Below are 15,191 nucleotides of genomic sequence, written 5' to 3'. Positions count from 1 at the left end.
CGCGCGGGTCGGGATTGTGGACAGGTGTCACGGAGCGGAGCACGGCACCCGGGCGGGTGCCGTGCTCGGTCGCGGTCACGGTGCGCCGGTCAGCGGCGGGGGCCCTTCTTGCCCTTCTTCTGGGCGTCGCGGGCCGCGGCTCGGCGTTCCCTGCGCGAGCCGCCGCTGCCTTGGCCGCCCGGCTTCTGACCGTTGCCGTTCTGGCCGCCTCGGGACTCGACGCCGCCGCCCTCGGACGGGCCCGAGTAGGTGAACTGCTGCTCGGACTGCTGTGACCCTCGGCCACCCCGCAGCGCCGGCGGGATCTGGTCCTGCTGCTGCGCGGGCGGCGGCGGGGCCTGGCGCTGGGTCTGCGCCTCCTGCGCGGCCCTGGCCGCGGCCTGCGCCACGCGGGCGGCCGGGGCACCCTGGGGCGCCGGCTGCTCGGCGTCGGGCTCCGCGACCTGGGCGCGGAACAGCAGCATGATGCAGTCTTCCTTCAGGCCGTCGAGCATCGTGTTGAACATGTCGTAGCCCTCGCGCTGATACTCGATCAGCGGGTCGCGCTGCGCCATGGCCCGCAGGCCGATGCCGTCCTTCAGGTAGTCCATCTCGTACAGGTGCTCGCGCCACCTGCGGTCCAGCACATCGAGCATCACGAGCCGCTCGAGGCGGCGCACGCCGTCGCCGGTGGGGCGGCCGTCGGAACCGAGTACGCGGCTGTTGACGAACGTCTCGCGCTCCTCGTAGGCGCGGCGAATGTCCGCGAGCACGGCCTCCAGCAGGTTCTCCGACGTGAGGTCGTCGCCGCGGTCCTCCATCTCCTCGACGAGGTCGTCCCACTTCAGCGTGATCGGGTACAGCTCCTTGAGCGCCGTCCACAGCTTGTGGTGGTCCCAGTCCTCGGCGTACCCGCCCGCGGTCGCCTTCTGGACGTAGTCGCCGATGACCTCCTCCATCATGCGGCCGACGTGCTCGCGCAGATCCTCGCCCTGCAGCACGCGCATGCGGTTGGCGTAGATCTCCTTGCGCTGCTGGTTCATCACCTCGTCGTACTTGAGGAGGTTCTTGCGGGCCTCGAAGTTCTGCTGCTCCACCTGGGTCTGCGCGCTCTTGATCGCCCGGGTGACCATCTTCGCCTCGATGGGCTGGTCGTCGGGCACCCGCATGGTGACCATGACCCGCTCGACGAACTGCGCGTTGAACCGCCGCATGAGCTCGTCGCCGAGCGACAGGTAGAAGCGTGACTCGCCCGGGTCGCCCTGGCGGCCGGAGCGACCACGCAGCTGGTTGTCGATGCGCCGCGACTCGTGCCGCTCGGTGCCGAGCACGTACAGGCCACCGGCCTCCTTGACGTCCTCGGCCTCCGCGCGCACGTCATCCTTGGCCCGCTCGAGCGCCGCGGGCAGCGCGGCGGTCCACTCCTCGGGCGTCTCGACCGGGTCGAGGCCCTTGGCCCGCAACGCCTCCTCGGTCAGGTGGTCCGGGTTGCCGCCGAGCATGATGTCGGTGCCTCGACCGGCCATGTTCGTGGCGACAGTGACCGCGCCGCGGTGCCCGGCCTCGGCGACGATCGCCGACTCCTTCTCGTGGTGCTTGGCGTTGAGCACGTTGTGCGGCACCTGCATCTTGACCAGCAGCTTCGACAAGTACTCCGACCGCTCGACGCTGGTGGTGCCGACCAGCACCGGCTGGCCCTTCTCGTGCCGCTCGGCGATGTCCTCGGCGACCGCCTCGAACTTGGCCTCCTCGGTCTTGTATATGAGGTCGGTGCGGTCGGCCCGGACCATCGGCTGGTTCGTCGGGATGGGCACGACGTGCAGCTTGTAGGTGTTGTAGAACTCGGCCGCCTCGGTCTCGGCGGTACCGGTCATGCCCGACAGCCGAATGTAGAGCCGGAAGTAGTTCTGCAGGGTGATCGTGGCCAGCGTCTGGTTCTCGGCCTTGATCTCCACCTTCTCCTTGGCCTCGATGGCCTGGTGCATGCCCTCGCTGTAGCGCCGGCCGGCCAGCACGCGGCCGGTGAACTCGTCGACGATGAGGACCTCGCCGTTGCGGATCAGGTAGTCCTTGTCGTTCTGGTACAGCTCCTTGGCCTTGATGGCGCTGTTGAGGTAGCCGACCAGCGGGGTGTTCGATGCGTCGTAGAGGTTCTCGACGCCGAGCTGGTCCTCGACGAACGCGACGCCCTTCTCGCTGACCCCGATGGTGCGCCGCTTGCGGTCGACCTCGTAGTGCTTGCTGGCGATCTCGGCGGTGCGGGCGTCCTTCTCGCGCGGGGCCATCGCGGTGATGTCGATGCCGGTCATCCGGGTGACGATGCGGGCGAACTCGGTGTACCAGCGCGAGGACTGGTCGGCCGGGCCGGAGATGATGAGCGGCGTGCGGGCCTCGTCGATGAGGATCGAGTCGACCTCGTCGACGATGGCGAAGTTGTGGCCGCGCTGCACCATCTGCTCGAGGCTGCCGGCCATGTTGTCGCGCAGGTAGTCGAAGCCGAACTCGTTGTTGGTGCCATAGGTGATGTCGGCCCGGTACGCGCGCCTGCGCTGGTCGGTGCTCATCTCGGACAGGATCGCGCCGACCTCGAGACCGAGGAAGCGGTGCACCCGGCCCATCCACTCCGCGTCGCGCTTGGCCAGGTAGTCGTTGACCGTGACCACGTGGACACCGTTGCCGGAGAGCGCGTTGAGGTAGGCAGGGAGCACCGCCGTGAGGGTCTTGCCCTCACCGGTCTTCATCTCGGCGACGTTGCCCATGTGCAGCGCGCCGCCGCCCATGATCTGCACGTCGAAGTGCCGCTGGCCGAGCACGCGCTTGGCCGCCTCGCGGACGACCGCGAACGCCTCCGGCAGCAGCATGTCGAGCGCGTCGAAGTCGGTGGCTTCCTCGTCCTCGTCGTCGACCTCACGCAGTTCGTCGTAGCGCTTGCGGAACTCGTCGGTCTTCGCACGCAGCTGGGCATCGGTCAGGTCGACGACGGAGCCCTCGAGGTCCCTGACCTCACCCACGGTCTTACGCAGCGTCTTGAGCGTTTTGCCCTCGCCGGCGCGGAGTATCCGGGACAGCACCATCAGGTCAACCTCGCTAGCTGGATTGTCGCGCACCCGCCGTGGGCGCCTCGTCACCTGCCATCGTAGGCGGTAACGGATCGACGCCGGCCACGGTTGCCCCGTCCGGCCCTACCCGGGTGTCCGCCTTGACCTCGCGGTCGGTTGGTCGCGCCGGTGTACCGAGGGGCCCACCGATCTCCGACAGGACGGGCCGCCACACACGGGTGCCCCCGGGCGCATGGCCCAGGGGCACCCCGTCGGTCGTTGGTCGGTCGGTCCGCGGGTTGGCTCAGACCAGGCGGATCACGCCGTAGTCGAACCCTCGGCGGCGGTACACCACGCTGGGGACGCCCGAGCTCGCGTCGTGGAACAGATAGAAGTCGTGCCCGACCAGCTCCATCTGGTAGAGGGCCTGGTCGACGGTCATGGGCTCGCCGGAGTGCTCCTTCTCGCGCACCACACGGCCAGGCAGGTTGTCGTCTTCGGAGCCGTCCCAACGCTGGGCGGGTACGGCCGGGGCACCCTCGAACTCCTCGGTACGGGCGGGCAGAACGGCGGTGCGGGCGCGACCGTTGGACTCGGTCGCGGGGGGCGTCTCGGGCGCGGTGGCGGTGGCCTCCGCGACGGAGGACGGGCTTCGGCGCCCGTAGTGCACGCGCCTGCGGTCGTGCAGCCTGCGAAGTCGGTTCTCGAGCTTGGTGACCGCGGCGTCGAGTGCGGCGTAGAAGTCGCCGGCGCATGCCTCCGCGCGGACGGCCGGGCCCCTGCCCATGCCGGTGATCTCGACGCGCTGGCAGTTCTTGGCCTGCCGGCGGTTGGGTTCGTGGAACAGTTCAACGTCGAAACGGATGACCTTGCGGTCGTACCGTTCGAGGCGGATCAGCTTCTCCTCGACGTGCACTCGGTAGTGCTCGGGCACCTCGACGTTGCGGCCCTTAACGACGATGTCCATACACGACCTCCCTCGCCTGAGCGAGCTAGTGAGCGAACTTCGGCGCCGTAAATCTGGGATCCAGGATTGGTGGACGGCCAGAACCGTTGAAGGGCTTGAGGACTCCCTGCCTCAATGCTCCTCCGGCGCCAGGGTCATGGGCTCCTCGCCTCCTCCCTGCGAACCGGGAAAGCTGATAGCGGGCACGTTAGCTTGGCTTGTGCCTTCGCAAAAGCCCCCTCGGCGGGGGAACTTCCCTGCCCCGGTTCGCCTACGGAGAGCAACCGCGGCGAGAGCGGCCGCGGCCGACTGCGCATGTTCGTCTGGTCGAGCGGCAGAAGCGTCACTCGTCCAGCCGTACCAGGCATACCCAGAGACTTTGCCGCTCCTGGCGGCGGCTCGACACCGCCGTTGTGCCTGTCTCCCATACCTGGGCAACGATCAACTCCGGGTCAGAGTTCCCTCCCACAATTCACTCGTACGGGGGTATCCGCATGCTGAAACCGAGGCTTCCGGCCAGTACCCGTGGCGGGTGGCGCGGGCGGCGATAACTCAATCGGGACGCGAAGAAACGTGAGTATGTGTGCGTACCGGCGGGTAGTCATTGGTGGCATTTCGGTATCACGTCCCGATAACAGACCATCGGTACCGATAACGTCGGCGGTCGCCGTGGCCGGCTCGGATCGTGGGGTCAGCCCGCGGCGGTGAGGGCCACGACCGCCGCCACCGGGACGCCCACCGAGCGCAGCGCCGACACGCAGGCCGTCGCCGTGGCGCCCGTGGTGATCACGTCGTCGACGAGGACCACCGGGACGCCCGCCGGCGGCGGGTGGCGCGGGTCCGGACGTAGCCGGCCCAGGAGGTTGGCCGCCCGCTCCTCCGCATCCAGGCCGACCGAGTCAGCCGCCCGGTGGTCCAGGCGCAGCGCCGGGACCACCGCCGCCCAGCGGCCGCCGGCACGCAGGACGGCGGCGCAGTGTCGAGCGACGACGGTCATGTGCTGACCGCCGCGGGCACGGGCCGCCGCCGGCCGGGACGGGGCCGGGACCAGCACCATCGGGCCGGCTCGGATCGACGGGAGGGCCGCGGCCAACGCGCCGCCCAGGTGGCCGGCCAGCTCGCGGCGGCCGCGCTCCTTGTAGGCCAGGACGGCGCGGCGGGCGGGGCCCCGGTAGTCGCCCAGGGCGTAGGCCACGGGCAGGCCGGGGCGTGCGACGGACACGGGGGCGCCCAGCGAGCGGGCGCACGTCGGGCACCACGCCGCGAGTGGGGCCGCACAGCCGGCACAGCGCTGCGGAAGGATCAGGTCGACGAGCCGAAACGAACGCATGGACGAATCCTGGCACCGCCCACCGACAGTTTCCGGCGGCGCGGGTCAGATAGCAGATCAGCGCAGGTCAGCGCGGGTCAGCCGGGGTAGAACGGGATCGCGTCGCGGCTCTGCCCGTACGGGTGCTGGCGCCACAGCTGCCCGACGCCGGGCACGCTGGACACCGCCGCGCTGTCGGTCACGATCACGTCCCGGTCGGGAGCCGCGGCGATCGACTTGATCGGCAGCTGCAGGTTGTTCCGGTCGAACACCTCGAGCTTGAGACCGTCGACCGGCAGGCTCGCCACCGGCAGGGACCCCTGCCTGGTGGCGACCACCAGCGTGTCCTGGCTCAACCAGTCCACCCCGACGGCCTGCACGATGTTGATCGGCTGCAGCCGGCGCGGCGCGCGCAGGGACACCGAGTCGTTGTCCCGCACCACCGACGCGACCACCAGCCGGCCCCTGGCGACGGCGGCCGCACGGGTGCCGTCGCGGGAGAGCCGCAGCTCGGTGATCGGCCCGAAGTCGGTCAGCTCGGAGGCGTTGACCTGCAACGCCTTCCACCCGCCATCGCCGGTGCGGACCGCGCGCACAACGTTGCCGTCGGCGACCGTCCACACCTCCTTGGGCGGTACCTCGTTCGACGTGCTGACCAGCCAGGTCGGGCGGGTCATCGCCCGCGCCTCGAGGTTGACCTCCTGCATCTCCCCGCCGAACTCGCCGATGCGCAGCCGAGGCCCCGCCTCGGTCTGCACGACGGCGGCCAGGTGGGCGCCGTCGATCGACTGGGCCGCGGTCAGCACCTGGTAGGTGCCGTCGCCGGTGGGGCCGTCGACCTCCTTGCCGTCGCGCAGCGAGTACAGCCGGCCGTCCGACACGACCAGGCCAGGCTGGTCGGAGTCCGGCTTGGTCGGTGCGTCGTAGGCCTTGAGGTCGCCCAGCCGCCAGTCGCGGTGGCCGGGGATGAGGTCCTGGCCGTCGCCGCGCAGCCGCAGCCGCGCGGACGTCACCGTCTGGAGGGACAGCACGATCTGCGCGGCGATCTGCTCGCGTTGCTCCCGTGACTTGTCGCCGACCTCCTTGAGGTCGACCACGAGCGTGCCGTCCGGATCCGCCACCACGTTCGTGTTCGTGCCGATGCCCTCCAGCGGCGAGCGCACGGACCGGCGCATCGTGTCCGACGGCCCGGACAGCAGCACGTTGACCACCCGCGACGGCAGCCCGTTGACCGGCTCGGCCGTCACGTACCGCAGGTCGGGCACGGTGACCCGCAGGTCGGGGTCGAAGTAGTAGACGGTGACCGCGCGATAGCTCGACTCGAAGTCGGAGATCGGCACGAACCGGGTGGTCGGCGGCGAGTCGATCCGCCATTGCCCGTCGGGCTGCTTGCGGACCGCGACGTCGAACTCCTGGTCGTCGATGGCCGGGATGAACGCGTAGTCCGCGCCGAGCCGGCCGACCGGGCTCACCTGCAGGACGACGGTCTCGAGGTCGTGGGAGGTGGCGTCCGGGTCCCGGACGGGCTCGGGGTCGCGCACCGGCACGGTGTCGAAGGTGTCGAGGACGATCGTCGGCGCGGCCTCGCCGTTCCAGCCCTGCCGGGCCTTCTCGGTGAGGTACATGGCCGCGGCCTCGGCGTTGCCCGACTTGTGGATGAACTCGCGCACCAGGTCGAACGGGTCCAGGTCACGGGTCGGCTCGTCGACCGCGGCCTGCGGCTGCTCGGACTCGTCCTGGCGGACCGCGTGCGGGGTCGACCGCTCCGGGATGTTCGCGCAGCCCGACGCGAGCAGTACCGACAACAGCACCAGGACGAACGCGCCGCGGGTCATCGGACCTCCTCCCAGGCCGGGGCGGGGGGTGGGATCGGCGCGCGGGGCACGTCGTCCGGCTCGTGGGTCTCGGTGGGCACGGTGACCCGGATGGCGTCGTCGGCGACCGGCGCCTCGTAGGTCGCCGCGTACGCGAGGTCGGCGTCCGGCGGGGGCAGCTCCAGCGGGCTCGTGTCGTAGCCGACGCCCTGCCTGCGCGGCAGGGTCAGCCGGAAGCAGGCGCCCTTGCGCGGCTCGCCCCACGCATCCAGCCTGCCACCGTGCAGCCGGGCGTCCTCGACACTGATCGCGAGGCCGAGCCCGGTGCCGCCGGTGTGCCGGTTGCGGGACGGGTCGGCCCGCCAGAACCGGTTGAACACGAGGCCCGCCTCGCCCTGCCGCAGGCCGATGCCGTAGTCCCGGACGGTCACCGCGATGGCGTCGTCCTCGAACGCCATCCGGAGCCGGACCGGCCGGCCCTCGCCGTGGTCGACCGCGTTGGCCAGGAGGTTGCGCAGCACCCGCTCGATGCGCCGGGCGTCGACCTCGGCGGTCACCTCCTCGTCGGGCAGGTCCAGGACGATCTCGCTGCCGGCGTTGCGGGCGATCGTGCCGACGGCCCTGGCCGCGCGCACAGCGATCGGCCGCAGGTCGACGGACTCGGCGATGAGCTCCTCCACGCCCGCGTCCAGCCGGCTGATCTCCAGCAGGTCGGCGAGCAGCGCCTCGAACCGGTCGAGCTCGTCGACCAGCAGCTCGGTGGAGCGGGCGAGCCCGGGCGGGAACTGCTCACGCGACGCGTGCAGCACGTCGGCGGCCATGCGGACGGTGGTCAGCGGAGTGCGCAGCTCGTGCGAGACGTCGGAGGTGAACCGGCGCTGCAGGGTGCCGAACTCCTCGAGCTGGCGGATCTGCCGCTGGATGCTCTCGGCCATCCCGTTGTAGGACTCGGCGAGCTTGGCGACGTCGTCCTCGCCGACCACGAGCATGCGTTGGTCCAGCTCACCACCGGCGAAGCGGGCCGCGGCCTGGGCCGCACTGCGGACCGGACGGACCACCTGGCGGGTGACCAGGTTGGCGATGCCGGCGAGCAGCAGCAGGAGCACCAGACCGCCGACGATCAGCGTGCTCTGCACGACGCTGATCGTGTGCTGCTCGGCGGTCAGCGGGAACAGCATGTAGAGCTGCATGGGCCGGTTGGCGGTGCCGAACGGGGCGCCGACGATGAGGAACGTGGTGCGGCCCGACGCGCGGTCCACGGTGTAGATCTGCACCGCGAGCTCGTGGGCCTGCACGAAGTGGCGCAGGCTGTCCGGGACGTCGTGGTAGGCGCCGACGCTGATGCTGTCGCCCTGGTCGGCGAGGCCCGGCGAGTCGCTGGCCAGTACCGGCTCGAACGCGCCGGCCGCGGAGCTGGCCGTGCTGCCGTTCGGCGAGGAGCTGGTCAGCCGGTTGAGCGCGCTGGTGAGCCGGTTGCGCACGGCGTCGGTGGTGGGGTTGACGCCGGACAGCTCGGTCTCGGCGACCTGGACCGCGTCGCGGGTGGCCGCGATCGCGGCCTCCTCCTTGGTCTCCAGGAGCCGGTCGGTGATCTGGTTCTGGAGCACCATGCCCAGCACGAACACCACCGCGGAGGACAGCGCCAGCGTGCTGACGACGACGCGCACCTGCAGCGAACGCCGCCACAGCTCCCCGAAGTAGGCGGCCCGCTGCTGGCAGAAGTCCACGGCCCGGGCGACGGCCGCGGCCGTCGCCCGGAAGTAACGTCTCACGTCGCCCCCTCGCGGGCTCGGCGACGTCGTTCACGATCGCCCTGAACCGGCGACTCGCTCGCGAGCTCGCTCATCAGATCTCGATCACGGTGGACCGGCCTTGTAGCCGACGCCGCGGACCGTGAGGACCACCTCGGGGTGCTCCGGGTCGGTCTCGACCTTGGAGCGCAGCCGCTGCACGTGGACGTTCACCAACCGGGTGTCCGCCGCGTGCCGGTAGCCCCAGACCTGCTCCAGGAGCACCTCGCGGGTGAACACCTGACGCGGCTTGCGGGCGAGCGCGACCAGGAGGTCGAACTCGAGCGGGGTCAGCTGGATCGCCACGCCGTCCCGCGTCACCTCGTGCCCCGGCACGTCGATGGTGAGGTCGCCGATGGACAGCATCTCGGCGGGCTCGGAGTCGGTGCGGCGCAGCCGCGCCCGCACCCGGGCCACCAGCTCCTTGGGCTTGAACGGCTTGACGACGTAGTCGTCGGCGCCGGACTCGAGGCCCAACACGATGTCGACGGTGTCGGTCTTGGCCGTCAGCATCACGATCGGCACACCCGACTCGGCGCGGATGGCCTTGCACACGTCGATCCCGTTTATCCCGGGCAACATCAGGTCGAGCAGCACCAGGTCGGGCCGAAGCTCGCGCAACGCGGGCAACGCCCGGTTGCCTTCGGCGACCACCGCGGTGTCGAATCCCTCGCCCCGCAGCACGATGGTCAGCATCTCGGCCAGGGCCGGGTCGTCGTCCACTACCAGCACACGTGCCTTCATAAGTACATCGTCGCACTTCGTGAGTGTCGTTCGTGTGGGACCCGCTGATCGTCCGTTACCCACCCGGGTGACAGACCTGTAACGACAGCCTACGGTCGAGCGGTCTACACGTTGAAGTTTGAACCACGGGCGACATGGAGGTGGTTGGTGGGCATCCGAAGGCTCAACCATGCCGTGCTCTACGTACGGGACGTCGGACGCAGCGTCACGTTCTACCGGGACGTGCTCGGGTTCACCGTCGTGCACGAGCGGGCGACCGCCGCATTCCTGCGCGCCGCCGAGTCGGACAACGACCACGACCTGGGTCTGTTCGCCGTGCGCGGCAACGCGCCCCGTACGTCCGGGACGACGGTCGGGCTCTATCACCTCGCGTGGTCGGTGAGCACGCTGCCGGAGCTGTCCACGTTCGCGGACGCGCTGTCCAAGGCCGGTGCCCTGGTGGGATCGTCGGACCACGCGGTGTCGAAGTCGTTGTACGGCAAGGATCCCGACGGCCTGGAGTTCGAGATCTCGTGGTTCGTGCCGCGTGACCGGGTGACCCCGGAGATGACCGAGTCCCCGATGATCGGGCGGCTGGACATCGGCGCCGAGATCGAGCATTGGGGCGCGGATCTGGTCGGCGCGCCATAGATCAACGGCCCCTCGCCGGGAGCTCGCGGGGCCCGCATACCGGATCTCACGGGCACTGTCCGAAATTGTCGGTGGCTTTCGGTAGCGTGGAAATCGGGGGCCCCCTTGGCCGTGCGAATGGTCCTTTCGCCCGGGGTTCGCCTAATCGTGTGGTCGAATCTCGGGCTCGGGCGGCCGGAAAATGTCGGTGCCGGCCCGTAGCGTTGAAACCGGGGGGTCCTCGAGCCCGTGCGAATGGGCCATTCGCACGGGTTGGGTATTGCGCGGGGATGGTGAGCGTGCTAGTCGGGCCGGCTCGACGCGGATGGGCCGGGCCCGGTGCCGCGGGGGAATACCACGATCCAAGATCCGCGAGACATGGCCTAGTGGGTCAGGGCCTCGGCCAAGGCGGACACGTCCGGGGTGGAGGTTCCGTCCACCACGTGCCACGGGGCCAGCCAGTCGTCCGCCGCCAGGCCGTCGTAGACCGTCGCCACCCTCGCCTGCAGGGCCTCGTCGGACTCCCAGGTGTCGCGGCCCCTGCCCGACTCCGTCGCCTCGCGGTGGGCCGAGCGAGACGCGGCCACCGTCACCGGGACGCGGAGCAGCAGGTGCGCGTCCGGCACCGGCAGGCCGAACCGGTCGATCTCGACCGCCCGCACCCAGTCGACGAACTCGCCGCGCGCGGACTGGCGCAGCCGGGCCGCGCCGAACGCCGCGTTGGAGGCCACGTACCGGTCCAGCAGCACGACGTCGTTGGCCGCCAGCGCCGCGCGGATGTCGGGCGCCGCGCCCCGGCGGTCCAGCGCATAGAGCATCGCCATCCCGTAGACCTCGTCGCCGAAGCCGCCCAGCCGGCCGTGCAGACCCTCGCGCACCAGGTCGGCGTGGATGTCCTCGCCGTAACGCGGGAACGCCAGCCGCACGACCCGGCCGCCCAGCTCGGCGGTGAGCTTGTCGGCCATCGTGCGCTTGCCCGCGCCGTCGAGGCCCTCGATCACGATCAGTCGTCCCACACCGCGCAGACTACGAGAACGGGATGTGCCACCACGGGCTGGTCCGGTCGGTCATCAGCAGATGGTGCGGCCCGCGCACGGACACGTACATGTGGCCGTACTCCTCGTTGTCGAACCGGATCACCCGGCCGAGCGCGTAGCCGGCGCTGAAGTCGGCCCACGACGTGTAGTGCTGGCGGCACAGCTCGCCCGCCCGCAGCACGATCGCCTCGGCCGCCCGGTAGTCGCAGAACCGGCCGCCGTAGCCCCAGCGCGCCATGTTCACCGCGCGCCCGAAGTCGTAGCCGAACACCGAGTTGACGATCCCGTTCGGCGCCAGGATGCCGTCGGCGCGGAACCTGGCCTCGTAGCGGGTGATCACGTCGACCGACGCGACCATCTCCTCGCTGTCGCCGCCGTTGTGCCGCCGCGCCCAGGCTCCGACGGCCGCTGGCCACGCCGCCAGGTCGTAGCCGCCGTGCTGGCGCACGAGCTGGCGGCGCACGTTGAGCGCGGCATCGACCTCGGTGCCGATGTTGAGCCCGGCCAGCAGGTAGTCGACCTGCCGCTGCCAGTCCTCGGCGGTGCTGACGCCCCAGCTGTCCGCCAGCGACTCGCGGTTCTCCTGGTAGTCGCGCACCGGATCCTCCAGCGCGTTCCACGGGCCGGAGACATGCACCGGAATGTGCGCCCCGCAGGCGAAGCCGTGCGCGAGCGGGCCGTAGTACGGGCCGGCCGGGGTGCTGACCACCCCCTCGACGTGATCGCAGACCACCACGTCGCCGCAGTGTACGGACGGCCGTTGCAACGTCCGGCGGGAGCTGGTACGTCCTGCGGGCATGAGAATCGCGCGCGTGGTCGGTCCGTTGCTGTTGCTGGCGATCGCCGGATGCGGGGAGCGGCCGGTCGAGCCGGGAGCGCCCCAGGAGCAGGATCCGCTGCGCGGCCGCACCTTCCTGTCCACCGAGGTCACCGAGGCCGGCAAGCCGCGCCCGCTGGTCGCGGAGACCCGGGTGTCGCTGAACTTCACCGACGACGGCCGGCTGCTCGCCACCGCGGGCTGCAACACGATGACCGGGCCGGTCAGCACCGCCGACGGGCGGATCGATGTCGGCGGCGGCCTCGCCATGACCGAGATGGGCTGCGACCCGCCGCGGCACGAGCAGGACTCGTGGCTCGCCGGGCTGCTGAGCGCCGAGCCGACATGGCGGCTGGACGGCTCGCGCCTGGTGGTCAGCTCGACCGACGCCGAACTCGTGCTGGAGGACCGCGAGGTGGCCGACCCGGACCGGCCGCTCACCGACATCACCTGGGCGGTGGACACGATCCTCGACGGGCAGACCGCCAGCAGCACGCCGGCCGCCGCGACCGCGACCCTGACGTTCCGCAAGGACAAGGTGGAGATCTTCGGCGGCTGCAACGGCGGTTCGGCGACCTACACCGCAAGCGGTGACAGCATCCGGTTCGAGAACGCGGTCATGACGCTCAAGGCATGCTCACCTGACATCATGCGGCTGGAGGCGGCGGTGCTCGACGTGGTCCGGGACGAGGTCGAGGTCGAGATCGAGGCCGACCGCCTGACCCTGACCCATCCATCCGGCAAGGGACTCCAGCTACGTGCCAAGTGACCACGGTGAGAAGACCGGGCTGCCGATCATCGGCTTCACCGACCAGGCGGAGTTCGCGGCGTGGCTCGCCGACAACGCGGACACCCGCGGACTGTGGATCAGGATCGCGAAGAAGGGCACGGACGTCCCGTCGGTGAACCACGACGAGGCGCTCGAGATCGCCCTGCGCCACGGGTGGATCGACGGCACCGCCCAGCGCGTCGACGACGCCTACTTCGTGCAGAGGTTCACCCCGCGGTCCAAGCGGAGCCGGTGGTCGAAGATCAACCGGGCATCGGCGGAGCGGATGATCGCGGCCGGCGAGCTGACCCCGGCCGGCATGCGCGAGGTCGAGGCGGCGCGGGCGGACGGCCGCTGGGAGGCCGCCTACGCCGGTCCGGCCGGCTCGGCCGTGCCCGACGACCTGCGGGCCGCGCTCGACGCCAACCCGCCGGCTGCCGCCTTCTTCACGACGCTGACCAGCCAGAACCGGTACGCGATCCTCTACCGGGTCGAGGAGGCCAAACGCGCGGAGACCCGCGCGCGGCGCATCGAGAAGTTCGTGGGGATGCTCGAGCGCGGCGAGACCCTCCACTAGAGCATCCCCCCGGGTCCGCCACACGATCGGGCGAACTCGGTGCGAACGGCCCATTCGTACGCCCCGGGGGTCCCCCATTTTCAACGCTACCGGAGGGCACCGACAGTTTCGGGGCCGCCGACGCCGGCAGGGCGGGTCGCCGGCGGACTCTGGCTGCGACCCGCGCCCGGGCACCGAGGGCCACCCGAAACGACGAAGGGCCGGCCGCACCAGGCGACCGGCCCGTCGAGCAGCGTCCGTCAGTAGCGGTAGTGCTCCGACTTGTACGGGCCCTCGACGTCCACGTCGATGTACTCGGCCTGCTCCTTGCTGAGCTTGGTGAGCTGGCCGCCCAGCGCCTCCAGGTGGATGCGCGCGACCTTCTCGTCCAGCTTCTTGGGCAGCCGGTACACCTCCTTGTCGTACTCCTCGTTCTTGGTGAACAGCTCGATCTGCGCGATCACCTGGTTGGAGAAGGAGTTCGACATCACGAACGACGGGTGGCCGGTGGCGTTGCCCAGGTTCATCAGCCGGCCCTCGGACAGCACGATGATCGAGTGCCCGTCCGAACGGCCCTTGCCGGGAGGAAACACCCACTCGTCGACCTGCGGCTTGATGTTGATCTTCCGGATGCCCGGGTACCGCGCGAGGCCTGCCATGTCGAGCTCGTTGTCGAAGTGGCCGACGTTGCCCAGGATGGCCTGGTGCTTCATCTGCGCCATGTGCTCGGCCATCACGACGTTCTTGTTGCCCGTGGTGGTGATGACGATGTCGGCCTTGTGCAGCACGTCCTCGAGGCGCTGCACGTCGTAGCCGTCCATGGCGGCCTGCAGCGCGCAGATCGGGTCGATCTCGGTGACGATCACCCGAGCGCCCTGGCCACGCAGTGACTCGGCCGAGCCCTTGCCCACGTCGCCGTAGCCGCAGACGACCGCGACCTTGCCGCCGATCAGGACGTCGGTGCCGCGGTTGATGCCGTCGACCAGCGAGTGCCGGATGCCGTAGCGGTTGTCGAACTTCGACTTGGTGACCGAGTCGTTGACGTTGATGGCCGGGAACAGCAGCTCACCCGCGGCGGCCAGCTGGTACAGCCGAAGCACGCCGGTGGTGGTCTCCTCGGTGACGCCCTTGATCTCGGCGCCGGTCCGGGTCCACTTCTTGTCGTCGGCCGCGAGCGAGTTGCGCAGGGTCTCGAGGATGATCTTCCACTCGTCGGGGTCGTCCGACTCCGCCTGCGGAACGACACCGGCCGCCTCGTACTGGGTTCCCTTGTGCACGAGCAGGGTGGCGTCGCCACCGTCGTCGAGCAGCATGTTCGGCGCGCCACCACCCGGCCAGGTGAGCATCTGCTCGGTGCACCACCAGTACTCCTCCAGCGTCTCGCCCTTCCAGGCGAACACCGGGACACCCTTGGGCTCCTCGGGAGTGCCGTGCCGACCGACCACGGCGGCGGCCGCGGCGTGGTCCTGGGTGGAGAAGATGTTGCAGGAGGCCCAGCGCACCTCGGCACCGAGCGAGATCAGCGTCTCGATCAGCACCGCGGTCTGCACGGTCATGTGCAGCGAGCCGGAGACCCGCGCCCCGCGCAGCGGGTACACCTCCGCGTACTCGCGCCGGAACGCCATCAGACCGGGCATCTCGTGCTCGGCGAGACGAATTTCCTTGCGGCCGAACTCGGCCAGCGAAAGGTCGGCCACCGCGAAGTCCAGGTCGCCGACCTTCCTGGCGAACCGAGGCGCGATCGCTTCCTGGCTGTTTACTGCGGTCATCCAGTGCATCCTCC

General features: G+C 70.3%; 12 protein-coding genes. 3 read left to right on the top strand and 9 right to left on the bottom strand.

Going from position 1 to position 15,191, the window contains the following annotated elements; translation table 11 throughout:
- Positions 1-89: 89 nt before the first annotated feature.
- The 6 genes from secA to mtrA form a co-directional block, all read right to left on the bottom strand.
- Positions 90-3,053 carry a preprotein translocase subunit SecA gene (gene secA, locus GEV28_RS01280; protein WP_291407662.1) on the bottom strand — a complete coding sequence of 988 codons (2,964 nt, stop codon included), beginning with the start codon at positions 3,051-3,053 and terminating at the stop codon, positions 90-92.
- 268 nt (positions 3,054-3,321) lie between these two features.
- Positions 3,322-3,984, bottom strand: coding sequence for a ribosome-associated translation inhibitor RaiA (gene raiA / locus GEV28_RS01275; RefSeq protein WP_291407661.1), 663 nt, complete (start codon positions 3,982-3,984; stop codon positions 3,322-3,324).
- 670 nt (positions 3,985-4,654) lie between these two features.
- A complete protein-coding gene (locus GEV28_RS01270) occupies positions 4,655-5,293 on the bottom strand; it encodes a ComF family protein (protein WP_291407659.1) in 639 nt (212 codons plus the stop codon).
- 77 nt (positions 5,294-5,370) lie between these two features.
- A complete protein-coding gene (locus GEV28_RS01265) occupies positions 5,371-7,107 on the bottom strand; it encodes an LpqB family beta-propeller domain-containing protein (protein ID WP_291407657.1) in 1,737 nt (578 codons plus the stop codon).
- Positions 7,104-8,858, bottom strand: coding sequence for an MtrAB system histidine kinase MtrB (gene mtrB, locus GEV28_RS01260; RefSeq protein WP_291407656.1), 1,755 nt, complete (start codon positions 8,856-8,858; stop codon positions 7,104-7,106). The genes GEV28_RS01265 and mtrB overlap by 4 nt, the downstream gene beginning before the upstream one ends.
- An 84-nt stretch (positions 8,859-8,942) precedes the next feature.
- Positions 8,943-9,620, bottom strand: a complete 678-nt coding sequence (gene mtrA / locus GEV28_RS01255) for an MtrAB system response regulator MtrA (protein ID WP_291407654.1) — start codon at positions 9,618-9,620, stop codon at positions 8,943-8,945.
- A 147-nt stretch (positions 9,621-9,767) separates the two neighbouring features.
- Here mtrA and GEV28_RS01250 point away from each other — a divergent pair, with 147 nt between their 5' ends.
- A complete protein-coding gene (locus GEV28_RS01250) occupies positions 9,768-10,250 on the top strand; it encodes a VOC family protein (RefSeq protein WP_291407652.1) in 483 nt (160 codons plus the stop codon).
- Between the two features lie 362 nt (positions 10,251-10,612).
- On the opposite strand, the gene GEV28_RS01245 is transcribed toward GEV28_RS01250, so the two are convergent.
- Positions 10,613-11,245 carry a dTMP kinase gene (locus GEV28_RS01245; RefSeq protein WP_291407650.1) on the bottom strand — a complete coding sequence of 211 codons (633 nt, stop codon included), beginning with the start codon at positions 11,243-11,245 and terminating at the stop codon, positions 10,613-10,615.
- Between the two features lie 10 nt (positions 11,246-11,255).
- Positions 11,256-12,002 (bottom strand): DUF1266 domain-containing protein, encoded by a 747-nt coding sequence (locus tag GEV28_RS01240; protein WP_291407648.1) that lies wholly within the window; start codon positions 12,000-12,002, stop codon positions 11,256-11,258.
- A 61-nt stretch (positions 12,003-12,063) separates the two neighbouring features.
- Between GEV28_RS01240 and GEV28_RS01235 the strand changes: the two genes are divergently transcribed.
- Positions 12,064-12,852 (top strand): META domain-containing protein, encoded by a 789-nt coding sequence (locus GEV28_RS01235; RefSeq protein WP_291407646.1) that lies wholly within the window; start codon positions 12,064-12,066, stop codon positions 12,850-12,852.
- Positions 12,842-13,429 (top strand): YdeI family protein, encoded by a 588-nt coding sequence (locus GEV28_RS01230; protein ID WP_291407644.1) that lies wholly within the window; start codon positions 12,842-12,844, stop codon positions 13,427-13,429. The genes GEV28_RS01235 and GEV28_RS01230 overlap by 11 nt, the downstream gene beginning before the upstream one ends.
- Before the next feature lie 239 nt (positions 13,430-13,668).
- Here the strand turns inward: GEV28_RS01230 and ahcY are convergent, their stop codons facing one another.
- Complete coding sequence (ahcY, locus tag GEV28_RS01225) at positions 13,669-15,177, bottom strand: adenosylhomocysteinase (RefSeq protein ID WP_291407642.1); 1,509 nt, start codon at positions 15,175-15,177, stop codon at positions 13,669-13,671.
- Between the last annotated feature and the right edge of the window lie 14 nt (positions 15,178-15,191).

The organism is Actinophytocola sp. (assembly GCF_009379765.1).
Lineage (GTDB): Bacteria > Actinomycetota > Actinomycetes > Mycobacteriales > Pseudonocardiaceae > Actinophytocola.
Note: the sequence above shows the minus strand (reverse complement) of the source record. Positions and strands in the feature narration are given on the sequence as shown.

Excerpts from the sequence above, each read along its gene's own strand:
- secA (WP_291407662.1), bottom strand. The coding sequence starts at position 3,053 with ATGGTGCTGTCCCGGATACTCCGCGCCGGCGAGGGCAAAACGCTCAAG.
- raiA (WP_291407661.1), bottom strand. The coding sequence starts at position 3,984 with ATGGACATCGTCGTTAAGGGCCGCAACGTCGAGGTGCCCGAGCACTAC.
- GEV28_RS01270 (WP_291407659.1), bottom strand. The coding sequence starts at position 5,293 with ATGCGTTCGTTTCGGCTCGTCGACCTGATCCTTCCGCAGCGCTGTGCC.
- GEV28_RS01265 (WP_291407657.1), bottom strand. The coding sequence starts at position 7,107 with ATGACCCGCGGCGCGTTCGTCCTGGTGCTGTTGTCGGTACTGCTCGCG.
- mtrA (WP_291407654.1), bottom strand. The coding sequence starts at position 9,620 with ATGAAGGCACGTGTGCTGGTAGTGGACGACGACCCGGCCCTGGCCGAG.
- GEV28_RS01235 (WP_291407646.1), top strand. The coding sequence starts at position 12,064 with ATGAGAATCGCGCGCGTGGTCGGTCCGTTGCTGTTGCTGGCGATCGCC.
- ahcY (WP_291407642.1), bottom strand. The coding sequence starts at position 15,177 with ATGACCGCAGTAAACAGCCAGGAAGCGATCGCGCCTCGGTTCGCCAGG.